The organism is Pseudomonas sp. MYb185, assembly GCF_002979975.1.
Taxonomy (GTDB): Bacteria; Pseudomonadota; Gammaproteobacteria; order Pseudomonadales; family Pseudomonadaceae; genus Halopseudomonas.
The window spans coordinates 1-25,798 of the sequence record NZ_PCQD01000001.1; the positions used below are offsets into that span (position 1 = coordinate 1).

At 63.2% G+C, this 25,798-nt stretch carries 25 protein-coding genes; 9 read left to right on the top strand and 16 right to left on the bottom strand.

From position 1 onward, the window contains the following. Window positions 1-194: 194 nt before the first annotated feature. A complete protein-coding gene (gene metF / locus CQ007_RS00005; RefSeq protein WP_105642872.1) occupies window positions 195-1,034 on the bottom strand; it encodes a methylenetetrahydrofolate reductase [NAD(P)H] in 840 nt (279 codons plus the stop codon). Between the two features lie 230 nt (window positions 1,035-1,264). Next, on the bottom strand, window positions 1,265-2,671 hold the full coding sequence (gene ahcY, locus CQ007_RS00010) for an adenosylhomocysteinase (protein ID WP_105642873.1): 1,407 nt from the start codon (window positions 2,669-2,671) through the stop codon (window positions 1,265-1,267). Window positions 2,672-2,747: 76 nt separating this feature from the next. Between ahcY and CQ007_RS00015 the strand changes: the two genes are divergently transcribed. After that, entirely contained in the window at window positions 2,748-3,206 is a 459-nt protein-coding gene (locus CQ007_RS00015; RefSeq protein ID WP_146114519.1) for a cytochrome c, read from the top strand. A 275-nt stretch (window positions 3,207-3,481) separates the two neighbouring features. Here the strand turns inward: CQ007_RS00015 and metK are convergent, their stop codons facing one another. Continuing rightward, window positions 3,482-4,672: a methionine adenosyltransferase gene (gene metK, locus CQ007_RS00020; RefSeq protein ID WP_105642875.1), complete on the bottom strand. Its 1,191-nt coding sequence runs from the start codon at window positions 4,670-4,672 to the stop codon at window positions 3,482-3,484. Window positions 4,673-4,718: 46 nt separating this feature from the next. Beyond that, complete coding sequence (locus CQ007_RS00025) at window positions 4,719-5,705, bottom strand: metalloregulator ArsR/SmtB family transcription factor (protein ID WP_105642876.1); 987 nt, start codon at window positions 5,703-5,705, stop codon at window positions 4,719-4,721. A 234-nt stretch (window positions 5,706-5,939) separates the two neighbouring features. Between CQ007_RS00025 and tkt the strand changes: the two genes are divergently transcribed. The 6 genes from tkt to CQ007_RS00055 all read left to right on the top strand — a co-directional run bounded on the left by tkt (window position 5,940) and on the right by CQ007_RS00055 (window position 12,325). Next, window positions 5,940-7,937: a transketolase gene (gene tkt, locus CQ007_RS00030; RefSeq protein ID WP_105642877.1), complete on the top strand. Its 1,998-nt coding sequence runs from the start codon at window positions 5,940-5,942 to the stop codon at window positions 7,935-7,937. Window positions 7,938-7,945: 8 nt separating this feature from the next. Then, window positions 7,946-8,992, top strand: coding sequence for an erythrose-4-phosphate dehydrogenase (epd, locus tag CQ007_RS00035; RefSeq protein ID WP_105642878.1), 1,047 nt, complete (start codon window positions 7,946-7,948; stop codon window positions 8,990-8,992). A gap of 56 nt (window positions 8,993-9,048) precedes the next feature. Then, window positions 9,049-10,206: a phosphoglycerate kinase gene (locus CQ007_RS00040; protein ID WP_105642879.1), complete on the top strand. Its 1,158-nt coding sequence runs from the start codon at window positions 9,049-9,051 to the stop codon at window positions 10,204-10,206. Between the two features lie 110 nt (window positions 10,207-10,316). Next, window positions 10,317-11,381: a class II fructose-bisphosphate aldolase gene (gene fba, locus CQ007_RS00045; protein WP_105642880.1), complete on the top strand. Its 1,065-nt coding sequence runs from the start codon at window positions 10,317-10,319 to the stop codon at window positions 11,379-11,381. A gap of 198 nt (window positions 11,382-11,579) precedes the next feature. Beyond that, window positions 11,580-11,846 carry a hypothetical protein gene (locus tag CQ007_RS00050; RefSeq protein ID WP_105642881.1) on the top strand — a complete coding sequence of 89 codons (267 nt, stop codon included), beginning with the start codon at window positions 11,580-11,582 and terminating at the stop codon, window positions 11,844-11,846. Window positions 11,847-11,860: 14 nt separating this feature from the next. Continuing rightward, window positions 11,861-12,325 (top strand): hypothetical protein, encoded by a 465-nt coding sequence (locus CQ007_RS00055; RefSeq protein WP_105642882.1) that lies wholly within the window; start codon window positions 11,861-11,863, stop codon window positions 12,323-12,325. A 160-nt stretch (window positions 12,326-12,485) separates the two neighbouring features. On the opposite strand, the gene dbpA is transcribed toward CQ007_RS00055, so the two are convergent. From dbpA to CQ007_RS00070, 3 genes are all read right to left on the bottom strand, one after another. After that, on the bottom strand, window positions 12,486-13,865 hold the full coding sequence (gene dbpA, locus CQ007_RS00060; protein ID WP_105642883.1) for an ATP-dependent RNA helicase DbpA: 1,380 nt from the start codon (window positions 13,863-13,865) through the stop codon (window positions 12,486-12,488). A gap of 75 nt (window positions 13,866-13,940) precedes the next feature. Continuing rightward, on the bottom strand, window positions 13,941-14,105 hold the full coding sequence (locus tag CQ007_RS18985) for a hypothetical protein (protein WP_177424227.1): 165 nt from the start codon (window positions 14,103-14,105) through the stop codon (window positions 13,941-13,943). A gap of 485 nt (window positions 14,106-14,590) precedes the next feature. Next, a complete protein-coding gene (locus tag CQ007_RS00070; RefSeq protein WP_105642885.1) occupies window positions 14,591-15,499 on the bottom strand; it encodes an acyltransferase in 909 nt (302 codons plus the stop codon). Window positions 15,500-15,649: 150 nt separating this feature from the next. Here CQ007_RS00070 and lnt point away from each other — a divergent pair, with 150 nt between their 5' ends. Beyond that, on the top strand, window positions 15,650-17,281 hold the full coding sequence (lnt, locus tag CQ007_RS00075) for an apolipoprotein N-acyltransferase (RefSeq protein WP_105642886.1): 1,632 nt from the start codon (window positions 15,650-15,652) through the stop codon (window positions 17,279-17,281). On the opposite strand, the gene CQ007_RS00080 is transcribed toward lnt, so the two are convergent. The 3 genes from CQ007_RS00080 to CQ007_RS00090 form a co-directional block, all read right to left on the bottom strand. Continuing rightward, on the bottom strand, window positions 17,257-18,477 hold the full coding sequence (locus tag CQ007_RS00080; protein ID WP_105642887.1) for an NAD(P)/FAD-dependent oxidoreductase: 1,221 nt from the start codon (window positions 18,475-18,477) through the stop codon (window positions 17,257-17,259). The genes lnt and CQ007_RS00080 overlap by 25 nt on opposite strands. A 270-nt stretch (window positions 18,478-18,747) precedes the next feature. Continuing rightward, entirely contained in the window at window positions 18,748-19,704 is a 957-nt protein-coding gene (locus tag CQ007_RS00085; protein WP_105642888.1) for a cation transporter, read from the bottom strand. After that, window positions 19,701-20,231: a transporter substrate-binding domain-containing protein gene (locus CQ007_RS00090; protein ID WP_105642889.1), complete on the bottom strand. Its 531-nt coding sequence runs from the start codon at window positions 20,229-20,231 to the stop codon at window positions 19,701-19,703. Before CQ007_RS00090 ends, CQ007_RS00085 begins: the two co-directional genes overlap by 4 nt. Window positions 20,232-20,396: 165 nt before the next feature. Between CQ007_RS00090 and CQ007_RS00095 the strand changes: the two genes are divergently transcribed. Next, complete coding sequence (locus tag CQ007_RS00095; RefSeq protein ID WP_105642890.1) at window positions 20,397-21,113, top strand: YebC/PmpR family DNA-binding transcriptional regulator; 717 nt, start codon at window positions 20,397-20,399, stop codon at window positions 21,111-21,113. Between the two features lie 3 nt (window positions 21,114-21,116). On the opposite strand, the gene CQ007_RS00100 is transcribed toward CQ007_RS00095, so the two are convergent. The 6 genes from CQ007_RS00100 to CQ007_RS00125 form a co-directional block, all read right to left on the bottom strand. Next, a complete protein-coding gene (locus tag CQ007_RS00100; RefSeq protein WP_105642891.1) occupies window positions 21,117-21,923 on the bottom strand; it encodes a metallophosphoesterase in 807 nt (268 codons plus the stop codon). Further along, window positions 21,920-22,903, bottom strand: a complete 984-nt coding sequence (locus tag CQ007_RS00105; protein WP_218278800.1) for a diacylglycerol kinase family protein — start codon at window positions 22,901-22,903, stop codon at window positions 21,920-21,922. Before CQ007_RS00105 ends, CQ007_RS00100 begins: the two co-directional genes overlap by 4 nt. 34 nt (window positions 22,904-22,937) lie before the next feature. After that, a complete protein-coding gene (locus tag CQ007_RS00110) occupies window positions 22,938-23,204 on the bottom strand; it encodes a DksA/TraR family C4-type zinc finger protein (protein ID WP_105642893.1) in 267 nt (88 codons plus the stop codon). A gap of 15 nt (window positions 23,205-23,219) precedes the next feature. Continuing rightward, window positions 23,220-24,866: an alpha-glucan family phosphorylase gene (gene glgP, locus CQ007_RS00115; RefSeq protein ID WP_105642894.1), complete on the bottom strand. Its 1,647-nt coding sequence runs from the start codon at window positions 24,864-24,866 to the stop codon at window positions 23,220-23,222. 73 nt (window positions 24,867-24,939) lie between these two features. Further along, window positions 24,940-25,386: a hypothetical protein gene (locus CQ007_RS00120; RefSeq protein ID WP_105642895.1), complete on the bottom strand. Its 447-nt coding sequence runs from the start codon at window positions 25,384-25,386 to the stop codon at window positions 24,940-24,942. A 106-nt stretch (window positions 25,387-25,492) separates the two neighbouring features. Continuing rightward, a complete protein-coding gene (locus CQ007_RS00125; RefSeq protein ID WP_105642896.1) occupies window positions 25,493-25,732 on the bottom strand; it encodes a glutaredoxin domain-containing protein in 240 nt (79 codons plus the stop codon). Window positions 25,733-25,798 lie beyond the last annotated feature (66 nt).

Here is a 25,798-nt window from a genome sequence, read left to right on the forward strand (position 1 = left end):
GTTGGCTCATGCTTCATACCGGTGAGAGGGAAAACAGCCTCCAGCCTACCGAGCAATGGAAATACTTTCACAGTCTCAGGTGTGCTACACTCCACCGCGGCCGAGTTCATCCTGGGGTTGGCGAGCGCCCGCTCGCCGGCAGCGTGTCTGTTGTCGACCACATCGCAGGCGCGCTACATTCCGTCATCGTCACGTTACAGGTTGCGCAGAATCGCCAGGCTCGGTTCGGCCTGGTTCAGCGTGTAGAAGTGCAGGCTCGGCGCGCCGCCGGCGAGCAGACGCTGGCACATGTCGCTGATGACCTCGGTGCCGAACGCAGCGATGCTGCGGGTGTCATCACCGTAGGACTCCAGCTGCTTGCGGATCCAGCGCGGGATCTCCGCGCCGCAGGCGTCGGAGAAGCGCGACAGGCTGCTGTAATTGGTGATCGGCATGATGCCCGGCACGATCGGCAGCTCCACACCGGCCTTGCGCACCCGGTCGACGAAGTGGAAGTAGCAGTCGGCATTGAAGAAGTACTGGGTGATGGCACTGTCGGCACCGGCGTTGGCCTTGCGCACGAAGTTCTTCAGGTCGTCCTCGAAGTTGCGCGCCTGCGGGTGTGCTTCGGGGTAGGCGGCCACTTCGATGGTGAAGTGGCTTCCGGTTTCCTCGCGGATGAACTCGACCAGCTCATTGGCATAGCGCAGCTCGCCGGAGGCCCGGCCCATACCCGAGGGCAGGTCACCACGCAGGGCGACGATGCGGCGGATGCCGGACTCCTGATACTGGTTGAGCAGTTGGCGCAGGTCATCCTTGCTGTCGCCGACGCAGGACAGGTGCGGGGCGGTGGGAATCTTCACCTGCTGATCCAGCTGCAGCACGGTATTCATGGTGCGGTCGCGGGTGGAACCACCGGCGCCATAGGTCACCGAGAAGAACTCGGGTTGCTGCTCGGCCAGTACATGGGCCGCAGCGATCAGTTTCTCGTGGCCGGCTTCGGTCTTGGTCGGGAAGAACTCGAAGCTGACGGGGACGTTTATCTGTTTTGTCATTTCTTTACCTGCCCGGTCGTTGGGGCAGTCTCCTATTGTCTTGCGAGCTCCGCAGGGGAGCCAATATCAGTGCCTATGGATTGCTTCGCCGCGTAGCGGCTCGCAATGACGTTGGAGTAGCAGGTGGTTGACCCTGGCTCTCCGTCATTGCGAGCCCGTAGGGCCTGGCAATCCATCGTGCAGGCAACTCGGTGCCTGCACGATGGCTGGGTCGCAATGACCTGTTCGCCTCAGTAGCGGTAGGTATCCGGCTTGAACGGGCCGTTGACCGGTACGCCAATGTAATCGGCCTGGTCCTGGGTCAGGCGGGTAATCACGCCACCGAAGCCCTTGACCATTTCCAGCGCCACTTCCTCGTCCAGTTCCTTGGGCAGCACTTCCACGCGCAGCAGTTCGGCCTTGGCGGTGGCATCCAGGTTGGCATAGCCCTGTTTGAACAGGTGGATCTGCGCCAGCACCTGGTTGGCGAAGGAGCCATCCATGATGCGGCTGGGGTGGCCAGTGGCGTTGCCCAGGTTGACCAGGCGGCCCTCGGCCAGCAGGATCAGGTAGTCATCGTTGGCTGGATCGAAGTTGTCCTTGCCGGTGCGGTGGATCTTGTGCACCTGTGGCTTGACCTCTTCCCAGTGCCAGTTCTGGCGGGTGTAGGCGGTGTCGATCTCGTTGTCGAAGTGGCCGATGTTGCACACCACCGCGCGCTTCTTCAGCGCCTTGAGCATGTTGGCATCACACACGTTGACGTTGCCGGTGGTGGTGACGATCAGGTCGGTATTGCCCAGCAGTTCGCGGTTGATGGAGCTTTCAGTGCCGTCGTTGACGCCATCGATATAGGGCGATACCACCTCGAAACCATCCATGCACGCCTGCATGGCACAGATCGGATCGGCTTCGGCGACGCGTACGATCATGCCTTCCTGACGCAGGGACTGGGATGAGCCCTTGCCCACGTCACCGTAACCGATGACCAGTGCCTTCTTGCCGGACAGCAGGTGGTCGGTGGCGCGCTTGATGGCGTCATTGAGGCTGTGGCGGCAGCCGTACTTGTTGTCGTTCTTGCTCTTGGTCACCGAGTCGTTGACGTTGATCGCCGGCACCTTGAGGGTGCCTTTCTTCAACATGTCGAGCAGACGGTGTACACCGGTGGTGGTTTCCTCGGTGACGCCGTGCACGGCGTCCAGCACCTGGGGGAATTTCTCGTGCAGGATCTGGGTCAGGTCGCCGCCGTCATCCAGCACCATGTTGGCATTCCACGGCTGGCCATCCTTGAGGATGGTCTGCTCGATGCACCATTCGTACTCCTCCTCGGTTTCACCCTTCCAGGCGAACACCGGAACACCCGCAGCGGCGATGGCGGCGGCGGCATGATCCTGGGTGGAGAAGATATTGCACGAGGACCAGCGTACTTCTGCGCCCAGCTCGACCAGGGTCTCGATCAGCACCGCGGTCTGGATGGTCATGTGGATACAGCCGAGGATGCGTGCCCCCTTGAGTGGCTGCTCGCTGGCGTACTTGCGACGCATGGCCATCAGTGCCGGCATTTCGGACTCGGCGATGATGATCTCGCGACGACCATAATCGGCCAGGCTGATGTCGGCGACCTTGTAGTCGGTAAAATCTGCTTGCATGACTGCGCTCATAACTCTCTCCAAATGGATGTAAGCTGGCGGGCGGGTAAGATACGCCCTTTTCATTTTCAGCCAGGGAGGAAACCTGTTGTCCGTTCCATACCCCCGAATTCTGTTGCTCGCGACCCTCGCGCTGACCCTGGTCGGCTGCGGCGGCCCTGCCGACCCCGACTCGCCCGAAGGCAAGCGTCAGGCCGTGTTCAAGCAGTTCCTGCACCACAGCGAGCCGATGGGCGGCATGCTGGGCGACCGTCTGCCGTTCGATGGCGAATCCTTCGCCGCCCATGCCGAGGGCCTGGCCGAACTGGTCGAGGCGCCGTGGCAGTACTTTCCTGAGCCGGGCGACTCGAAGCAGCGCAATGCTGCCTTGCCGCAAGTCTGGACCGACCCCGCTGGCTGGCAGCAGGCTATCGATCAGTACCGCAGCAGCGTGGCTGACCTGGTTGCGGTCACCCGCCAGGGCGTCGAGACGCCCGAGCAGGTAGCCGAACCCATGGCGGCGGTACAGCAGGGCTGCCGCAGCTGCCATGAGGGGTTCCGGCGCTAGTTACCCCTGCCCGCACTGCGCCTCTCCTGTCTGTCACTGCGAGCCTACCGCCATACCGTCACTGCGTTCCTCGCAATGACGTTGCGGGGTAGGCAAGCCTGTGTCCCTTGCTCGTCATTGCGAGCCCCCTGGGGCGTGGCAATCCAGAGCTGGCCAACTGCTCCGAGCCTGTGGATTGCCGCGTCGCTGCGCTCCTCGCAATGACGTTGCGAGGTAGGCAAGCCTGCGTCCCTCGCAATGACGAAGGAGGAGTGCAGCCTCCTGTTCCGGGCTGGTTACACTCCCGCGTCTGCGCGCAGCGCCTCGGCCCGGTCGGTCTTCTCCCATGGGAAGGCGGTGAAGGTCTCGCCCTTGACCGTCATTTCATAAGGGTTGCGCCCGAAGTGGCCGTAGGCTGCGGTGGCGCGGTACATCGGGTGCAGCAGGTCGAGCATGCGGGTGATAGCGTAGGGCCGCAGGTCGAAGTGTTCGCGTACCAGCCTGATGATCTGCTCATCACTGATCTTGCCGGTGCCGAAGGTATTGATCGACACCGAGGTCGGTTGCGCCACGCCGATGGCGTAGGACACCTGGATCTCGCAACGCTCGGCCAGGCCGGCGGCGACGATGTTCTTGGCCACGTAGCGGCCGGCATAGGCGGCGCTGCGGTCGACCTTGGACGGGTCCTTGCCGGAGAAGGCGCCGCCGCCATGCCGGGCCATGCCGCCGTAGGTGTCGACGATGATCTTGCGCCCGGTCAGGCCACAGTCACCCACTGGGCCGCCGATGACGAACTTGCCGGTCGGGTTGATGTGGTACTGGGTGTCGGCATGCAGCAGTTCGGCGGGGATCACCTGCTTGATGATGGTTTCCATCACCGCTTCGCGCAGATCGGCCTGCTCGATCTCCGGGTTGTGCTGGGTGGACAGCACGATGGCATCGATACCGACCACGCGGCCGTTGTCATAGCGGCAGGTAACCTGGGACTTGGCGTCCGGGCGCAGCCAGCTGAGTGTGCCGTTCTTGCGCACCTCGGCCTGACGCTCGACCAGCCGGTGGGCGAAGGTGATTGGCGCGGGCATGAGTACGTCGGTCTCGTTGCTGGCGTAGCCGAACATCAGGCCCTGGTCGCCGGCGCCCTGGTCTTCCGGCTTCTGCCGATCGACGCCCTGGGCGATATCGGGCGACTGCTTGCCGATGATGTTGATCACGCCGCAGGTATCGGCGTCGTAGCCGACATTCGACGAGGTGTAGCCGATATCCTTGATCACGCCGCGCACCAGGTCTTCCAGATCGACCCAGGCGCTGGTGGTGATTTCGCCGCCGACGATGGCGACCCCGGTCTTCACCATGGTTTCACAGGCCACGCGGGCAAACTTGTCCTCGGCGAGAATGGCATCCAGTACCGCGTCGGAGATCTGGTCGGCCAGCTTGTCCGGATGGCCTTCCGAGACCGATTCGGAGGTGAAAATCGAGTATTCGCTCATAGTCATAGCCCTTTGATTGATCGGGTTAGGGTGTCGCGGCGAGCTGTCACCGCTGGCCCTTGGCAAATTGTTGAAGCTGAATCTGAAAACCGTTGCGCAGCCCCATGTACAGGCTGCCGCCAGCGTGCAATCCCGCATTGTTGGCCCAGCGCACCAGGTCGTCCTGGTCGAAGCCCAGCCAGAGATCACCGCAGGTATCCCTGACCCAGCTCTGATCGTGACTGCACAGCTCGGTCAACACCAGGCTGCCGCCGGGTTTGAGCCGGTCGGCGAAGCGTTGCAGCGCTTCGGCCGGTGCCGGCATGTGGTGCAGCACCATATTGCACACCAGGCAGTCGGCGGCGGGCAGCTCCAGCGGTTGCAGGGCATCGGCCAGCAGGCAGTCGACATTGTCCAGGCCCGCCTCGGCACATTGCTGTTGCGCCCGTTCCAGCATAGCCGGTGCGTTGTCCAGTGCCAGCACCCGCTGGAAGCGGCGCGCCAGGTCCGGCAGAAAACCGCCCTCGCCAGGGCCTACCTCGATCGCCAGTGCATTGGCCGGCAGGGCCAGGCTGTCGATCAGGTCCAGCAGCGGCTCGCGATACAGGCCAAAGTGCGCAATCAGGTCCTGCTGCGCCGGCGTGCCATCGGCAAAGCGGGCGAAGAACTGCCGGGACACCTCCCCGCGCTGGCTGTGCACAGCGGCGATCGCCCGGTTCAGCGGCGCATCCAGGGGCAGGGCGTCCAGATCGCTCAACAGCTGCTCATGCAGATGGCGCCAGTGGCTGGCCGCATCCGGCAGGCTGCGCCGGTAAAAGATCGAATTGCCCTCGCGCCGGGTGCAGACCAGGCCAGCATTGGCCAGCACCTTGAGGTGGTGGCTCATGCCTGACTGGCGGATAGCGAAAATCTGCGCCAGCTCCAGTACGCCGAAGGAGTCGGTACGCAGCACCCGGAGGATGTCCAGTCGCAGTTGGTCGCCCGCCGCCTTGCAGAAGGTCGCAAGCTGCTCGGTGGAATCATCAGGGGCTGCAATGGTTGCCGGATCGCTCATGGTCGAGAAGTGTAGTGAAGCGTCCGGGTAATCGCAATATCTATATCAAAAACTTTTGATATAGGCGTAGTGGCGAGCCCATTCGTCACGTAACCACCGCCTTTGTGCAACGCCGCCGGGGTTTTCATTGCCCGTTGCCCCAGTTTGGGCGAAAATGCCGACCTTTATTTTCCGGCCGGCCGGTCCTGACCCGGTTCGCCCTCTGTCTTGCTTGTCAAATCACAGGAGTAGTTCATGCCCAGTCGTCGTGACCGAGCCAATGCCATACGTGCCCTGAGCATGGATGCCGTGCAGAAAGCCAACAGTGGTCATCCGGGTGCGCCAATGGGTATGGCGGATATCGCCGAGGTGCTCTGGCGGGATTTCCTCAAGCACAATCCGACCAACCCGCAATGGGCCGACCGTGACCGCTTCGTGCTGTCCAACGGCCATGGCTCGATGCTGATCTACTCGCTGCTGCACCTGAGCGGCTATGACCTGTCGATCGATGACCTGAAGAACTTCCGTCAGTTGCACAGCAAGACCCCGGGCCACCCGGAATACGGCTACACCGCTGGCGTGGAAACCACCACTGGCCCGCTGGGGCAGGGCATCGCCAACGCCGTGGGTTTTGCCCTGGCGGAAAAGATCATGGCGGCCCAGTTCAACCGCCCGGGGCACGACATCGTCGATCACGACACCTATGTGTTCCTCGGTGACGGCTGCATGATGGAAGGTATTTCCCATGAAGTCTGCTCGCTGGCCGGTACCCTGGGTCTGAGCAAGCTGACCGCTTTCTATGATGACAACGGCATCTCCATCGATGGTGAAGTGCACGGCTGGTTCACCGACGACACCCCGCGCCGCTTCGAGTCCTACGGCTGGCAGGTCATCCGCAACGTCGATGGCCATGATGCCGACGAGATCAAGACCGCGATCGAGACCGCACGCAAGAGCGACAAGCCGACGCTGATCTGCTGCAAGACCATCATCGGCTTCGGCTCGCCGAACAAGCAGGGCAAGGAGTCTTCCCACGGTGCGGCCCTGGGTGATGCGGAAATCGCCCTCACCCGCGAAGCGCTGGGCTGGAACCACGGCCCGTTCGAGATTCCCGCTGATATCTACGCCGAATGGGATGCCAAGGACGCGGGCAGCAAGGCCGAGCAGGCCTGGAACGAGCGTTTCGCTGCCTATCAGGCGGCATTCCCCGAGCTGGCTGCCGAGTTCACCCGGCGCATGGCTGGCGAGCTGCCGGCTGACTTCGACGAGAAGGCCTCGGCCTATATCCGTCAGGTGGCCGAGAAGGGCGAGAACATCGCCAGCCGCAAGGCCAGCCAGAACTGCCTGAACGCCTTCGGCCCGATGCTGCCGGAACTGCTGGGCGGCTCGGCTGACCTGGCCGGCTCCAACCTGACCCTGTGGGATGGCTGCAAGCCAGTGGTGCAGGAAGATGCCTCGGGCAACTACATGTACTACGGTGTGCGTGAATTCGGCATGGCCGCGATCATGAACGGCGTGGCCCTGCACGGCGGCCTGATCCCCTACGGCGCGACCTTCCTGATGTTCATGGAGTACGCGCGTAACGCGGTGCGCATGTCGGCGCTGATGCGTCAGCGGGTGATCTATGTGTTCACCCATGACTCCATCGGCCTGGGCGAGGACGGCCCGACCCACCAGCCGGTCGAGCAACTGACCAGCCTGCGCACCACCCCCAACCTGGACACCTGGCGTCCGGCGGACACCGTCGAGTCAGCGGTGGCCTGGAAGCATGCGGTGCAGCGCAAGGATGGCCCCAGCGCGCTGATCTTCTCCCGGCAGAACCTGCCGTGCCATATCCGCGACAACGAGACCGAAGCGGCCATCGCCCGCGGTGGTTATATCCTCAAGGGCTGCGAAGGTGAGCCGGAGCTGATCCTGATCGCCACCGGTTCGGAAGTCGGCCTGGCGGTACAGGCCTGGGACAAGCTCACCGAACAGGGCCGCCAGGTGCGCGTGGTCTCCATGCCCTGCACCAGCGTGTTCGACCAGCAGGATGCCGAATACCGCCAGGCGGTGCTGCCGCTGGAAGTCGGTGCACGGATCGCCATCGAAGCGGCACATGCCGACTACTGGTACAAGTACGTGGGTCTGGATGGTCGTATCATCGGCATGCACAGCTATGGTGAATCGGCCCCGGCACCGGCATTGTTCGAGGAGTTCGGCTTCACCCTCGACAATCTGCTGCAGGTGGCTGACGAACTGCTGGAAGACTGACCATCAGCATGCCCTCGAACCGGCGCCCCTATCGCATCGCCCTGAATGGCTACGGCCGTATCGGGCGCTGCGTGCTGCGCGCCTTGCACGAGCGTGGCGGCGACGCCATGCAGATCATCGCGCTGAACGATCTGGCCGATCAGGCCAGCGTCGAATACCTGACCCGCTTCGACTCGACCCACGGCCGCTTCCCCGGCGAGGTGCGGGTCGACGGGGATTGCCTGCATATCAACGGCCATTGCGTGAAGGTACTGTGCGCGCCGCAGCCCGAGGATATCGACTGGGCGGCGCTGGATATCGATCTGCTATTGGAGTGTTCCGGCCAGTACACCAGCCGTGCCGATGCCGAACGCTTCGTGCAGGCCGGCGCGCCGCGGGTATTGTTCTCCCAGCCGATGGCCAACGCCGAGGCGGTGGATACCACCCTGGTCTACGGCATCAATCAGCACACCCTGGACCCCAGCGCACGACTGGTGTCCAACGCCTCCTGCACCACCAATGCCAGTGTGCCGGTGCTGGACCTGCTCAATCGCCAGCTGGGCCTGGAGCAGGTGTCCATCACCACCATCCACTCGGCGATGAACGACCAGCCGGTGATCGATGCCTATCACCATACCGACCTGCGCCGCACCCGCTCGGCGTTCCAGTCGGTGATCCCGGTCTCCACCGGCCTGGCCCGCGGTATCGAACGCCTGCTGCCGGAACTGGCGGGGCGGGTGCAGGCCAAGGCCATGCGCGTGCCGACGGTCAACGTATCGGCGCTGGACATCACTCTGCTGACATCGCGCGATACCAGTGCCGAGGAAGTGAACCGCCTGCTGAAAAAGGCGTCAGAGACTGAGTATTTCGGCCTGCTGGACTACACCGAGTTGCAGCATGCCAGTTGTGACTTCAACCATGACCCGCATTCGGCGATCGTCGACGGCAGCCTGACCCGAGTGTCCGGCCCGCGACTGGTCAACCTGCTGGTATGGTTCGATAACGAGTGGGGCTTTGCCAACCGCATGCTGGACGTGGCGCAGTACTGGCTGCAGCAGCTGGATGCCGGCAAATAGCACTCCGCTCCGAATCATCGCTCAACCTATTCAACGCATTCGACAAGGAGCCATACATGTCCGTACTGACCATGAGTGAGCTGGATCTCAAGGGCCTGCGGGTCCTGATCCGTGAAGACCTGAACGTGCCGGTCAAGAACGGCCAGGTCAGCAGTGACGCGCGTATCGTCGCCTCCCTGCCAACCATCCGCCTGGCGCTGGAAAAGGGCGCCGCGGTCATGATCTGCTCGCACCTCGGGCGTCCCGAGGAAGGCGTGTTCAGCGAGCAGGACAGCCTGGCCCCGGTGGCCGATTACCTGAGCAAGGCATTGGGGCGTGCGGTGCCGCTGGTGCGCGATTACCTGAACGGCGTCGAAGTGCAGCCGGGCGAGGTGGTATTGCTGGAGAACGTGCGCTTCAATCCGGGCGAGAAGAAGAACACCGATGAGCTGGCCAAACAGTACGCCGCGCTGTGCGATGTGTTCGTGATGGACGCCTTCGGTACCGCCCACCGCGCCCAGGGCTCGACCCATGGCGTCGCCAGGTTCGCCAGGACCGCCTGTGCCGGCCCGCTGCTGGCCGCCGAGCTGGAGGCGCTGAGCAAGGCGCTGGACAAGCCGGCCAAGCCGATGGCAGCCATCGTTGCCGGCTCCAAGGTCTCGACCAAGCTGGATGTGCTCAACGCGCTGGCGGAAAAGTGCGACCAGTTGATTGTCGGCGGCGGTATCGCCAACACCTTCCTCGCCGCGGCCGGTCTGCCGGTGGGCAAGTCGCTGTACGAGGCCGACCTGGTCGAGACCGCCCGGGCGATTGCCGAGCGTGTCAGCGTACCGCTGCCGGTTGACGTGGTAGTGGCCAAGGCGTTTGCCGAGGATGCCGAGGCCACCGTCAAGCTGGTCGCGGATGTGGCCGAGGACGACATGATCCTGGATATCGGCCCGCAGACCGCCGCGCAGTTCGCCGAGTTGCTGAAATCCGCCGGCACCATCCTGTGGAACGGTCCGGTGGGCGTATTCGAGTTCGACCAGTTCGGCGAAGGCACCAAGGCCTTGGCGCTGGCGATTGCCGACAGCCCGGCATTCTCGATTGCCGGCGGTGGCGACACCCTGGCAGCGATCGACAAGTATGGCGTGGCCGAGCGTATTTCCTATATTTCCACCGGCGGCGGCGCCTTCCTCGAGTTCGTCGAGGGCAAGGTACTGCCTGCGGTCGAGATTCTGCAGCAGCGCGGCTGAACCGGGATTTAACCTTTGCACCCCGGCATTGCCGGGAACTTGCAGCCTGCCGCCCGCTGCGGCAGGCTACACCACAGTGTTACGAACTTTGATTATCGGAGAACAGAATCATGGCTTTGATCAGCATGCGTCAGATGCTGGACCACGCCGCCGAGTACGGCTACGGTGTCCCGGCCTTCAACGTCAACAATCTGGAACAGATGCGGGCCATCATGGAAGCGGCTGACAAGACCGACTCGCCGGTGATCGTGCAGGCCTCCGCCGGTGCCCGCAAATACGCCGGCGCACCCTTCCTGCGCCACCTGATCCTGGCTGCGATCGAGGAATTCCCGCACATTCCGGTGTGCATGCACCAGGACCATGGCACCAGCCCGGATGTATGCCAGCGCTCCATCCAGTTGGGCTTTTCCTCGGTGATGATGGATGGCTCGCTGAAGGAAGATGGCAAGACGCCGGCTGACTATGACTACAACGTGCAGGTCACCCGCCAGACCGTATCCTTCGCCCACGCCTGTGGTGTGTCGGTGGAAGGTGAGCTGGGTTGCCTGGGCAGCCTGGAGACCGGCATGGCCGGTGAAGAAGACGGCGTTGGCGCCGAAGGTGTACTGGATCACAGCCAACTGCTGACCGATCCGGAAGAGGCCGCGCAGTTCGTCAAGGAAACCCAGGTCGATGCACTGGCCATCGCTATCGGCACCAGCCACGGCGCCTACAAGTTCACCAAGCCGCCGACCGGTGATGTGCTGTCGATCGAGCGCATCAAGGAAATCCACAAGCGCATTCCCAACACCCACCTGGTGATGCACGGCTCCAGCTCGGTGCCGCAGGAGTGGCTGGCGATCATCAACGAGTACGGTGGTGACATCAAGGAAACCTACGGCGTGCCGGTCGAGGAAATCGTCGAGGGCATCAAGCACGGCGTGCGCAAGGTCAATATCGATACCGACCTGCGACTGGCCTCCACCGGTGCCATTCGGCGGATGATGGCCGAGCAGCCGAGCGAGTTCGACCCGCGCAAATTCTTCGCCAAGACCGTCGAGGCCATGCGCGATATCTGTATCGCCCGTTACGAAGCCTTCGGCACCGCCGGCAATGCCTCGAAGATCAAGCCGATCTCGCTGGAAGGCATGTACCAGCGTTACGCCAGTGGCGAGCTGGCGGCCAAGGTCAACTGATCCACAGGGCCTCGGCCTGATGGAAGGTCGAGTTCCATCTCGACCAGCGCGGCATCTGGTCAGCATGGTGTCGAGCTGGAACTCGACACTCCGGGGAAGCGCAAGCTGAGGAAGGCCGGGTTCCATCCCGGTCAGCGGTTCAGCCCGTGGCTGCAGGGTATGAGCAGTTGCTTGATGAAACACTAACGAGACACAGACATGTCCGAGACCGATAACGACGCCGATGAGCTGTTCACCCACGAAAAGCTGCTGGAAGCGGTGGAGAATCAACTGGCCGACGGCTCCCCGGCGGCGGCCCAGGCTACGCTGAACAAACTCACTCTGGTGGGGTATGAGCGTGCCGACAGCCTGGACCTGATGGCCCAGGTGCTTGCCTACCATATTGGCGTGATGCTGGAGCAGGATACGCCCTTCGATATTGCGGCGTACGAGCAGTCCCTGCGCAATCTGCCGGATCTGCCCTGACAAGGAATAAGGGAATGTCACTGGTTACGATACTGCGAGTAATCGCGTTCTATCTGTTGGCCGTCCTGGTGGCGACCATTCTCGGCAGCCTGGTGCTGGCCCAGATCAACCTGGCTGCGCTGGCGGAGCCGCCGGTGGACATGCCCGGCCGACTGGCTGCCACCTGGCAGGTCCTGCCTGGCCTAGTGGGTACATTTGCCGCCATGGTGGCGGTGTCGCTGCTGATTACCCTGCCGATAGCCGAGGCGCTGTCGCGTATCTTCCGGCCCTGGCGCTGGTTGCTGTTCGCCCTGGCGGGTGCCGGCGGCATCTGGGCAGTATTCAAAGTGGCAGGGGCCTATATGACCTTGCCGGCGATCAGCGCCCCGGACCAAACCTGGCAGTGGGTGGCCATGCTGGTCGCGGTGGCCATCGGCAGCTGGCTGTTTGGCCATCTGAGCCGTCCCAGAGCCAAGCGTGGGCTGCGCGTGCTGGGCTGAGCAAGGGTTTGTCGGGGCATCCGCGATCGCCCCGGGGCGGGGCTCCTACAGGGCAGGGAGCGTGGGCCATGGGGTGTAGCGCGCCGGCGCTACGCCTGCTGCCTCGCCGCAACCCATCCAACCCCGGCGTAGCGCGGGCGCGCTACACCTCGACTGGGAACTACAACAGCCGCACCTTGAACCGGCGCCCCTTGATCTTGCCTTCCTCCAGCCGCTCCAGTGCGGTATTGGCCAACTCCCAACGCACCGCCACCAGCGCCTGGAAGTCACTGATGCTGATCTTGCCAATGGCATCGGCCGGCAAGCCCGCCTCGCCGGTCAGCGCACCGAGCAGATCGCCCGGCCGTACCTTGTCCTTGCGCCCACCGGACACCGCCAGGGTGCGCATGGGCGCCAGCAATGGCGGGTCCAGCCGCTCGGGCAGCTTATCCAGCGAATGCCAGGCCAGTGGCTCGCCGAGCCGCTGTTCGATACTGCGTGCGCGGCCCTGCTCGGCGGGGGCGACCAGACTCAGCGCCAGGCCAGGCTGCCCGGCGCGCCCGCTGCGGCCGATACGGTGGGTATGCACCGCCGGATCGGGTGACAGCTCGGCATTGATCACCGCCGCCACACCTTCGATATCGATACCGCGCGCGGCGACATCGGTGGCCACCAGTACGCTGCAGCTCTGGTTGGCGAACAGTGCCAGCACCTGGTCACGCTCGCGTTGCTCCATATCACCATGCAGTGCCAGGGCGCTGACACGATTGCTGGCCAGCAGCTGCTGCAGCTGCTGGCACTGCTGACGGGTATGACAGAACACCATGCACGGCTGCGGGCGCTCGGCGGCGAGCAGGCGCAGCACCGCCTGCAGGCGGTCATCGGCACTGACTTCATAGAAACGCTGGGCGATCGGATTGAGCACCTCGGCTTCCTCTATCGCCACCTGCTGCGGTTCGCGCATGAAGCGACCGGCCAGGGTCTCGATGCCCGCTGGGTAGGTGGCGGAGAACAGCAGGGTCTGGCGCCGCTCGGGGGTGGCCTCGATGATCTCGCTGATGCTGTCGATGAACCCCATGTCGAGCATGCGGTCGGCCTCATCCAGTACCAGGCAGTTGAGCCTGTCCAGCGCCAGGGTGCCGCGCTGCAGGTGATCCCTGACCCGTCCCGGGGTGCCGACGATGATATGCGCACCCTGTTCCAGCGACGCTGCCTGCGGACCGAAGGGGGTGCCGCCGCACAGGGTGATGATCTTGATATTCGGGGTGTTGCGGGCCAGTGCCCGCAGGGCCGTTGCGGTCTGTCCGGCCAGCTCCCGGGTCGGACTCAGCACCAGCGCCTGGCAGCCGAAGAATGCCGGATTGAGCGGTGCCAGCAGGCCGATGCCGAAGGCGGCGGTCTTGCCGCTGCCGGTACGTGAGCGCGCAATCAGGTCCTGCCCCGCCAGAATCACCGGCAGCGCCGCAGCCTGTACCGGCGTCATGTGCTGATAACCCAGTTGTTCGATGCTGGACAGCAGCGAGGAGGGCAGGGGGAGGGAGGAGAAAGGGTGTGTGCTCACGGCGGCGACCTGCGAATGGAAGGCGCCACAGTGTAACAGATGCCTTGCCGAACCATCAGTACGGCAAGGGCGGCGTCAGCTCCTGATCCGCGATTTGCGGAACCCGCCATGGGAGGTGAACGACCCGGTATCGCCAAACAGCCAGAAGCGCGTTGCCCGGTAACAGGCCTTCAGCGGCGAGACGTGATAACTGCGTACCTTGCGGTAGGCCCAGCCCCAGCTTTGTCTTGAATTGCTCATAATTGCTACTGCCATTCCATGATCGATTGGTTCGGTGCAACCTAGGGTCTGTTGCCGCTTCATTCACCGCCGCGTTGCAGCGTCAAATCTCGCCAGGCTAGGCGTGGGACGCAGGGAATGGTACTCCCTTGCCAAGTCCCACAACGACGCATGGCGAGATTTGACGCGCAACCCGTAGGGCCGGGCCTTTTTTTGCGCGATGCTGCGTTGCTCGATGCTTATTTGGCCCACCAAACTTCGCATCTCGCTCCTTGCCTCGCGCAAAAAAAGACACCGGCGCGGTGGCGAATGAAGCGGCAACAGACCCTAGTGACATGACGTAGGCAGGCTTGCCCCAGTCCCGACAATGGGCTTTGAGGCGGTTTGGCAGTAATGGTTCCCGTTTTTATTCGGTCCGGCACAAGGCCATATGCTGGCTATCTGACAGGCGCCGGGGCGATGTACAGTGCACAGGGCCGGGCTGCAACCACGGTGGTTTCGGCTGGTCAGTTGCCCAATGGCCGGTGATCGAGTTCGGCCCGCAATTGCTCGATCCGCTCATCCTTTTCCGACCATAGCCGGTTCACCCAGCCCTGGAAATGTTCACGAAATACCGGGTCCTCGCTGTAGTTGCCGCTGAACAATTCGACCGGTAGCGTGCATGAGCGGATATCCACCACCACCCGTGACACCCGGCCACTGACCAGCGCCCAGAAGCCCGGCGGCTGGCTTTGCGGATAGACGATGGTGACGTCCAGCAATGAGCGCATCTGCTCACCCAGTGCGGCGGTGACGAAGGCGATACCGCCGGACTTGGGGCGCAGCAGATGGCGGTACGGCGAGGCCTGGGCCTGCTGCTTCTGCGGGGTGAAGCGGGTGCCCTCGAGGAAGTTCACCACGGTTACCGGCAGGTCCCTGAACTTCTCGCAGGCGCGGCGGGTGATCGTCAGATCCTTGCCGCGATCCTCGGGATGGCGGGCCAGGTGCGCCTTGCTGTAGCGCTTCATGAAGGGATAGTCCAGTGCCCAGAAGGCCAGTCCGAGGAAGGGCACCCAGATCAGCTCTTTCTTCAGGAAGAACTTGAAATAGGGCGTCTTGCGGTTGAAGGCCTGGACCAGCGCCGGAATATCCACCCAGGACTGATGGTTGCTGACCACCAGATAGGAATGATCGCCCCGCAAGGTCGTATCACAGCGGATATCCCAGACGGTCGGGATCATCAGCCGGAAGATCGCCTTGTTGATCTCGGCCCAGGTCTCGGCAATCCACATCACCCAGCGGGAGCTCCAGCGCCGGAAGCCGGTATGGGGAATCAGTACCTTGAGAATGCCGAGAATCAGCATGGGGCCGATGCCGACCAGGGTATTGAGCAGGATCAGCAGGCAGGTGAGCGTGCCGGTCAACCAGTGGGGCATGAGCGTTTTCCTTTACAAACCAGGTACAAACCAGGGCCAAGCATAGCGACTTTATCTCTGGATGTGACAGACCTCACACGGAAAGGGTATTGCACCGGGGGCTGAAGCTCCTAGGATAGGAGCACGCCCACTGACCCATACACACATGCCATGTCCCGGACATTTTTTCGCCTGTTTGCCGTGGAGGGGCCCGCTCACCGGCTGGCGGGCAATCGCCTCCAGTTGATGACGCGCCTGCTGCTGGCCGGGCTCAGTGGCTTCCTGCTGTGTGTGCCCTGGCTCAACGGCAGTTTGTACTGGGTCGGCTGGTTCGCCTGGGTGCCGTTGCTCTGCGCATTGCGCGGTACTCGCCCGCTGATGGCCCTGCTGCTCGGCTGGTTCGCCGGGGTTCTATGCTTTGCCGGCGGCAGCTACTGGCTGGCGGATTTCATCGTCAACCTCAAGCAGCTCAGTCCGGCCTTGAGCCTGTTGCTGGCAGTGCTGTTCTGGTGTTACCTGGGCCTGGTCATCGGCCTTGGCTGCATGCTGTACCGCTGGCTGGTATGCCGACTGGGTGGCTGGGAGTTGCTGGTCTTTCCGCTTGCAGTGGTGGCGGTCATGGCGCTGTATCCGATGCTGTTCAAGACCCACTTCGCTGACGGGCAGGTCAATTTCCTGCCGGCCTTGCAGGCTATCGATCTGACCGGTGCTCCAGGGCTGGATGCCATGATGCTGCTGTTCAGCGTGCTGATCTTCCGGCTGCTGACACGCTCCCCGGAGCAGCGGGACCGAGGTTTCCTGATGGCCAACTGGGCGGCCTGGGGCCTGTTGTTCGGCTGGCTGGGGTATGGCCTGATCACCCTGCAGGGCTGGGATCTGCGCATGCAGCAATGGGAGGCGCGGCACATCGGCCTGGTGCAGCCCGACGATGCCATCACCCTGGGGATTCCCGAGCCAGCCGCTGGCTTCAGCCGGGAGTACCCCCAGGAGATGGAGGCCACCCAGCGCCTGATCGCCGCTGGTGCCCAGTGGGTGGCCTGGCCGGAGGCGCGTTACAAGGGCTACTTCGACCATTTCAGCGTGCGCGCCCGCTATGCGCAGGAGCTGGTGCGTTATGGCGTACCGCTGATACTTCATGATGTGGAGCGTCAATGGGTGGATGCCCAGCGGGTCAGCTTCAACACCGTGGCGCTGCTCGATGGGCAGGGCGAGCTGGCCGCCAGATACCGCAAGATGCTGCGCATGCCATTTGGCGAGTATCTGCCGCCGCCCTGGTCCTGGCCGCTGGTCAAGAGCCTGAGCGATCGGGTATTCGGTGAGTTCCTGCGTCCCCTGGGGGCCGGAGAGGAACATGTGGTGTTCGAGCTGGACGGTATGCGGGTGCTACCCAAGGTGTGCTACGAGGCGGCGTTTCCGCAGTTCGTTGCCGCCGCGGTGAATACCGATGGTGCCGGCAAGATGCTGCTGTTCCTATCCCAGGACAACTGGTTCGGCGAGACCTCGCAACCCTTCCAGCACCGCAACATGTCGATCCTGCGCGGAGTGGAGAACCGTCTGCCAATGGCCCATCTGATCAATAACGGCCCCTCGGTAGTGACTGCCCCCAATGGCCGGGTACTGGGTAGCAGCGCCGCGTTCAACCGTGCCGAGCTGCTGGTGCGGGTACCCTTCGACGTGGATGCCGGGGGCAGTTTCTACAGCCGGCATCCGCAGCTGTTTCTGAATCTGCTGTATGGGACTCTTGGCGGACTGATCCTGCTGGCGCTGTGGCGCGGTCGTCAGACCGCCAGACCGGCGCTGTAGCCCGACGACCAGGCCCACTGGAAATTGAAACCGCCCAACTGGCCGCTGACATCCACCACCTCGCCAATGAAGTACAGCCCCGGACAGCTCCTCGCCTCCATGGTCTTGGAGCTGATGGCGTCGGTATCCACGCCACCCAGGGTCACCTCCGCGGTGCGATAACCCTCGGTGGCCGAGGGCTTGAGTTGCCAGTGGTTGAGCTGGCTGGCAATGGTCTGCAGCTGCCGGTCGGTGAACTCGGCCAGCGGTTTGTGTGCGGCTTCCGGCCACCACAGCTGCTGCAGCTCACCGACCAGGGCGCGCCCGAGCTGTTGCGCCAGCAGGGTTTTCAGCAGCTGCTTGCCCTGTTGCTGCTTGGCTTCACGCAGCCACTGCAAGGCATCCAGGCCCGGCAGCAGGTCGATGCCCAGCACGTCGCCGGGCTGCCAGTAGCTGGAGATCTGCAGGATCGCCGGCCCGCTGATGCCGCGGTGGGTAAACAGCATGTTCTCGGTGAAACTCTGCCCATTGCAGCTGGCCTGCACTTCCAGCGCCAGGCCGGATAGCCGTTCGCATACCGCCTTGAGGCTGTCGCTGAACATGAAGGGCACCAGTCCAGCGCGGCGCGGCGTCACTGCCAGGCCGAACTGCTCGGCAATCTCGTAGCCGATACCGCTGCCGCCCAGGGTCGGGATCGACAGCGCGCCGCTGGCGATCACCAGTGACTGGCAATCGAGCCGCAGCGGTTGCTGGCCCTGGCGGCCGAGCACGCGATAGCGCAGGTGCTGCGAGTCCAGGGCCAGGACCTCGGTGACCTCGCAATGGGTGCGGATTTCCACACCGGCCTGGGCGCATTCGTCCAGCAGCATATTGAGAATGTCCCGCGCCGAGTGCTGACAGAACAGCTGGCTGTGTTTGCGCTGCTCGTATTCGATGGCATGGCGCTCGACCAGCTCGATGAAATCCCACTGGGTATAGCGCTTGAGCGCAGCCTTGCAGAAGTGCGGGTTGGCGGAGATGAAGTTGTCCGCCTCCACCAGGTAGTTGGTGAAATTGCAGCGCCCGCCGCCGGACATCAGAATCTTCTTGCCGGGCTTGTTGGCCTTCTCCAGCACCAGTACCCGCCGACCCCGCTGCGCGGCGGTGGCGGCACACATCAGGCCGGAGGCGCCGGCACCGAGAACAATGACATCGAAGCTATGGGTGGAGGAGTGCACGGGGATCAGGGGCCTGCGTCAGCGGTCGGGTAAATAGGGCAGTGACGCAGCGGCATCACCGGCGCGCAATGGTAGCACGCCGGTGATGCCGCCTGGCTCTACTCTACAGCAGCGCCTTCTTTCGCCAGGCTGGCAACGGTTGGCGCCGACTGACCGGCGCCATGGGCGACGGAGGAGCGGCAAAGGGGCGGCACCACCAGAAGGTCGAACTGGTGGAGGGGGATTGCAGGCGGGACGGGGTGGGTTTCCACATACCGGGGGGCTCCTGTGTCAACGTTGGATTTTTTCCACTGGCATGACGATCAGATCGTACAATCGCCAATCCAGCTCGGTAGCCAGGCGGATGATCTCCTGGGTGCGATGTGCCACCTCGGTCTGCCCGGGTGTGAACACCACGAAGATCTCGCCGCCAATGACGTGCCCTTCCTCGCGCAGACGGGTTTCGACATCGATGATGTCCTGCTCGCGCAGCAGGGCGGTGATGATGGTCTGCTCCAGCCCCAGGGGCTGGTTGCTGGTGACCTGTGTAGGCCGTTGATCCATCAGCTCGAGCATCGCCTTGCGGACATGGGTGGCACCGTCCTTCAGCACATCCAGGGCAATGATCGCCGCTGCCGCCGAGTCGGCCCACCACAGGCCCATGCCGATACCGAGCACACCGACAATCGCCGCTGTCGAGGTCATCCAGTCGGCCTTGTTCATGTTGGCATCGGCATACAGGGTGCTTTCATGCAGCGCCTTGGCCAGTGGCATTTTCATATGGCCGAGGATGACCGGCGGGATGATCGCGTACAGCAAGGCGAGGATCATGATCCAGCCGGCCCAGACCGGATATTGCCAGTCGAACAACTGGAAATGGCCGATGCTCGGGTGTTGGCGCCGGAATAGCGCGCTGGTCGAATCGATCAGCATGAACAGACCGAACAGCAGGATGGCGACGGCAGCGGCGAGAAATGCCAGCAATATCACGCGGCTGTAACCGTAGGGGTGTTGCTCGTCCGGGGCTCGCCGGCGCACGCGCATCGCCAGCAAGAACACCGCCGGTGGCACCAGCGCCAGCAGGTCTTCGAGCAAGGCCATCTTCATCACCTGGGACGAGCCCATGGTCAAGTACATGGCCGTTACTATGGTCAGGGTAAAGAACATGGAGATCCATTCCAGGCGAACGGCCTTGCGCAACAGCCGCTCCTTGTCGTCAGGCAACTGATAGCTCTTGCGCACCCTCATGGCTGCCGGGACTCATGCAGATGGGGCAGATACCGCTGCGGGTCCTGCCGGGTGAACAGAAAACGCTCCAGCTCCATCAGCAGCGCATTCTCGCCGGGGGCGCTGAGCATGACGTGATCAGCCCGTGCGCCGGGTTGGCTGGGCTCGCTGAAGTAGACGAAGGTCTGCGCCACCTCAGCCTGCCAGGGGTTGGCTGCGGTAAACCCCCCGATCAGCAGGTCCAGCTCGAAGTTCTTCAGCGCCTCGATCTGCTGTTCCACGCCATCCCGGTACCAGTCGACATCCACTCCCAGTTGCTCGGCGAACTCGGTTACCAGTTGGCCTTCCAGCCCTCCAGGAGCGGCAGGATCGGTGAGGATGACCCAGGGCACATGCTCGACCACGCCGACCCGCAGCGTACCGCGCTCATGGATGCTGGCCAGCGAGTCGCGGGGGTCGGCTGGCCACTGCTCGCAACCCGATAACAGGAGTATCAGCAGCAGGCCGGTGAGGGGCACCGCTGTGAATACACGAAACAAGCACGCCATGGCTGATCGTATCCCGTAACAAGATGTATCAGTTCAGACCGGGTCGCTTATCGGAGAGTTCAGCTTATCGTTTGGCCCAGGGCGGTGGCGCGATGCAAAAAACGGACACCCTGGCGGGCAACTGGCGTAAAATCGGCATTTTCTGAATTTGAACGGGACCGTACGATGGGACGCGCTTATCAAAACCGCAAAGAATCCATGGCCAAAACGGCCGACGCCAAAACCAAGGTCTACAGCAAGTACGCTCGCGAGATCTACGTATGCGCCAAGTCCGGCGGCGTCGACCCCAGCGGCAACCTGGCGCTGCGCGGGCTGATCGAACGGGCGAAGAAGGACCAGGTGCCGGCCCATGTGATCGACAAGGCCATCGACAAGGCCAAGGGCGGTGGCGGTGAGGATTTCGCCGTAGCGCGCTACGAGGGCTTCGGACCGGGCAACTGCATCGTCATCGTCGACTGCCTCACCGACAATCCCAACCGCACCATTGCCGATGTCCGTCATTGCTTCACCAAGACCAAGTGCAAGATGGGCACGCCGGGCAGCGTCAGCCACATGTTCGATCACTGCGCGATCCTGGCGTTCAAGGGCGACGATGAGGAAGCCATTCTGGAAGCCCTGATGGAAGCGGATGTGGAAGTGACCGATATCGAGAACGAGAACGGCCTGATTACCGTATTCACGCCCAACACCGAGTACGCCAAGGCGCGTCAGGCGCTGACCGAAGCACTGGGTGAGATCGAGTTCGAGGTGGATGAAATCCAGTTCCTGCCGCAGACCTCGACACAGATCAGCGAGGAGGATATGCCGATGTTCGAGCGTTTCATCGACATGCTCAACGATCTGGATGATGTGCAGAACATCTATCACAACGCCGAGGTATGAGCGTCAATCGTACTGTGTCAGCTGTACCGCGGTTTTCCTGACCTGCACGAAACTCTGCTGCTCGCGCGCATAGTCCCAGCGCGCGATGTGGCACTGGCGCTGTCCGGCGCTGGCCTGGTATTCGATCAGGTTGACCGAGTTGGGTGTCGCGCCGCGCAGCCGTTGCGAGATGCCGGTACCGGCCTGCACTGACCATGCCCGCGGGTTCCCGCCACGGTCTTCCAGCGGCACCATGTAGGGCAGGTGGATATGTCCGGCCAGCAGCAGGTCCATACCGGCATCGACCCAGGCCGGTAGCGCCTGCTCGCGGCCGACCAGCAGGTTGGCCACATCCGAGCCCTGCACCGCGCGCACCGGATGGTGCAGCAGCACTATCCGCAACTGATCCGCCTGCGCCTGCCCCAGGCGCTGCACTACCCGTTGCACCTGCTCGGCCGACACCACGCCATTCTTGTGCCGGGCGGCGCGGGTGGTGTTGACCCCGATCACCAGCAGGTCATGGTCTTCGAACTCCGGTTCCAGTGTCTGGCCGAATGCCCGGCGATAGTTGCCATAGGGGTTCAGCAGCCGCGCCGGCAGGTTGAACAGCGGCAGGTCATGATTACCGGGCACCGCCAGCACTGGCGCCTGCAACCGGGCGATGAACTCAGCGGCAGCGCTGAACTGGCTGCGCCGGGCGCGCTGGGTGATGTCGCCGCTGAGCAGGCACAGGTCCGGTTGCTGTTGCTCGGCCAGTTGCAGCAGCGCCTGCATTACCCCGGCGTCCTCGGTGCCGAAGTGCAGATCCGACAGGTGCAGGAGGGTACTCATGGATGCTCCGGGGTTGGGGCGCTGTGCGGGATCAGCAGCGGCAGCGCACCCGGTGCGACACTGAATTCCAGCGGCGTGTGCATGCGGAATATCTCGCCATCCATGGCCACCTTGACCAGCCTGGATCGCTGGCCCAGATGCACCGACATGCGCTCGAAGCCGATGCTGATGACCTGGTCTGCTTCGCCCATGCGGCTCAACAGACCCTGCAGCAGCAGGCCATACAGGGCCAGCGTGCCCACCGGCCGCGCAGCGAGTGCCACCAGGTGGTCGGTCTCCTCCGGCAAGTGCGGGTCGATACCGATCTGCTCCAGTTGTAGCGGGTTGTTGCACACGACCAGGGTCGGGGTGCGCAATTGCTGCTGCCGCCCGGCGTAATCCAGTTCGACGTGCAATTGCCGGTGCGCCCGGGTCAGCGTCACCAGCGCCGACCACAGGGCGACCAGACGGCTGCGTCCATAGCGCTGCTTGAAGGCTTCGCGGTCTTCCAGCAGGCGTGGATACAGGCCGAGACTGGCATTGACCAGAAAGTAGCGACCATTGAGCCGGCCCAGGCTGATATGTTCCAGGCGTGCATCCAGCAGGCCGCGGACAGCCTCTTCGGTATCCTGGGAAATACCATGGGCACGTCCGAAGTAATTGAAGGTGCCCTGGGGCAGTACACCGAAGGGCACGCCCTGGCCAACCACCGCCTGGCAAACCGCATGCAGAGTGCCGTCTCCGCCGACGGCGACGACCACGCCGGCATGTTCCCGCGCCAGTTGCACCGCCTGTTCGGCGGCGCCTTGCAACTGGCTACCATGGTCCACGGTGAGCAGTTGGCAGGTACGACCGGCTGCCTCGCAGACGGCCTTGATGGTCGACTGGATCGACATGCTGTCATGCTTGCCCGAACCGGCGTTCATCACCATGTATAGCGGCTCGCTGCCGGTCAGGGCGGGTACCGGGACTGCCGAACGATTATCGGCGCAATGCTTCACAGGCGGCTCCTTATGGCGCTGGTCGGTGCAGGGCTCAGCGCAACTGACTGTCCTTGCTGCCGCGACGGTTGTAGCCACTGTCCTGTTGCTGCTGGCGGTCATGGGCCGCCTGGCAGTCGATGCACAGCCTCACCCCGGGTACCGCCCGGCGTCGCGCCTCGGGAATGACCGCATCGCACTGCTCGCAGTGGCTCAGGCTCTCGCCCACCGGCAGCTGGCTGCGGGCCCGTTCCACCGCATCCTGGATGGTATCGTCGATCTGCTCCTGAACCGCTCCGTCCTGTGCCCAGCCCGTTGCCATAAGTGCCTCCGGATCTCAGCTGTTGTACATCATCTGGTAATACTCGTGCGCCAGCCGATCGGAATCGAACCGGGGCAGCACATCCTTCATGCCATGCTTGACCAGCTGCAGCCAGCGGTCATGCTCCTGGTAGTACATCGGCAGTACCTGCTGCTCGATGATCTGCATCAGGTTGCGATAATCGGCGGCGGTCTGCGCGGCGCTATCCAGGTGCTCATCCGCCGGGGGTATCAACAGGCAATTGTAGCCGTCGCGGCCGAACTCCGGGACCCAGCCGTCGCTGATCGACAGGTTCACCGCGCCATTCATGGCGGCGGTCATGCCGCTGGTGCCGGACGCCTCGTGCAGTCGCTGCGGGGTATTGAGCCAGACATCGGCGCCCTGTTTCAGCAGTCTCGACAGCTGGATCTCGTAACCGGTGAGCACAGCGAAGCGGGCGGCCTTGTAGGACAGTCGCACCAGCTGGTTGAAGGTATCGATGGCGGTCTGATCGAAGGGGAACGGCTTGCCGGCCCAGATGATCTGCACCGGCCGGTCCTGCTGCTCGATCAGCCGGCAGAACCGATAGAGATCATGCAGCATCAGGTCGGCGCGCTTGTAGGCAGCGAAACGCCGGGCCCAGACGATGGTCAGCACCTCGGGATCGAACAGCTTGCCGGTCTGGTCGGCGACCACCTGGAACAGCTGGCGTTTCATCTCGCGCTTGCGGCTGACCAGCCGTGCATCGTCATTGTCCTCCAGGGCCTGGCGCATGGCCGGGTCCTGCCAGAATCGCGCATTCTGCGCATTGGTGATCGAGGTGATCGGGCAGATGCCGGGATACTCGTCCCACATCTGGTTGGCCACCCGCCTATGCAGGCGGGAGACGCCATTGGCCCGCCCGGCGGCCCGCAGCGCGGCCAGGGTATGGCTGAAGGTGCCGCTGCGCATTCCGGTCAGCTCGGCTGCGGTATCCTCCGACAGGTTGCCGAAATAGCCCATCTCACGCAGAAAATCCAGGGCATTTTCCTCATTGCCGGCCTTCTCCGGGGTATGGGTAGTGAGCACGATATGCCGGCGCACCGCCTGGCTGTCCTGCAGCCGATCCATCAGATGGAAGGCCAGCGGCAGGGCATGGGCCTCGTTGAGATGGTAGACATCGGCCCCGCCCAACTGCTCCACCAGCCGCGCGCCGCCCAGCCCCAGCACGATGCTCTGGGCGATACGGGTCGATGGCTCGGTATCGTACAGACGATGGGTAATGGTCTGCGCCAGGTAGTCATTTTCCGGAATATCGGTGGTCAGCAGATAGATCGGTGCACTGCCGAATACCTCGGCTGGCAGCAACAGTGCCTTTATATGCACCGGATGGCCATTGACGGTGACCTGGGTGCGCAGGCCGGTATCGACCAGGAACGGATAGTACTTCTTCTGGAACTGCACGCGCATGCGCTGATCATCATGGCGCACCTGATCGTAGTATCCGTACTTCCACAGGATGCCGATGCCGATCAGGTTCTGGCGCAGGTCGCAGGCGCTGCGCATGTGCGAGCCGGCCAGGAAGCCCAGGCCGCCGGAATAGATCTTCAGCGCATGGTCGATGGCGTATTCCATGGAGAAATAGGCCACGCGCGTGCTGTACTGTGGGTCAGGCTGCCAGGGGAGCGGCCAGGTTCGAGTCATGAGGAAGGTCCCGTAACGACATGCGTGGGTTACCTCATACTGACAACGGCGGCTGTCCTTTGGTTGCGCCGATTCAGAGCATGACCTGTTCCAGCTGTCCGGCCAGCAACCGGGCGTCGGCCAGCGCATGGTGCGGCATGGGTGCCAGTTCGGTCCAGTCATGTGCGCTGTGGGGCAGCGCCCGGGTCCGCACGCCGGTGGGCAGGCCATCGCTGCCGGCCAGCCAATGCAGCAGTGGCCAGTCCCAGTGTGGCGCGTCGGTGATGATCTCGGCCGGCGCTATGTTGGCAAGAAAGGTCTGCAGGCGGTGGCGGGCCAGCGGGGTGGTCAGTCCATGGGACTGCAGGTCGAGCTGCGGCAGCACGGTGGCCTGCACGAAGCCGGAGCAGTCATCCACCTGCCAGTTGTCGATCAGCTCCAGATAGAGCTCCCGGCCGTCACTGGTTACCAGTGCCAGGCTGATGAGCCGGGCATGACTGGCCAGACATGTGAATTCCGTATCCAGATATGCTCTGAGCATATTCCTGTCCTCCCTGTGATGTCGCCATGATGGCTTCCACGGCAACGCTGACCGAGAGAATCGGGCATCTTGCGCCGAAACGCAATATACCGTTTATCAGGTTGCGTCAGACCGGTTCCGGCTGCTCGCCAAAATGCGCCGCCAGTTCGTCGTAGCCGCCGATGCGCTGGCCATCGAGGAAGATCTGTGGCGTGGTGCTGACGCCCTGTTCCTCCTTGAACATCCGCTCCTCGGTCTCGTCAGCGAAGACATGTACCCGGTAGGTAATGCCGTGCCGGTCCAGCAACTGGCTGGCCTTGGCGGCGAAGGGGCAGCCATCTTTCTGATAGAGGTAGTTGTCACTCATCGGTCTCTCCCGGTATTGCAGTGGTCTCTTCGCCTTAGAGGAAGGCAGCGGGGAAAGATTCGGTGT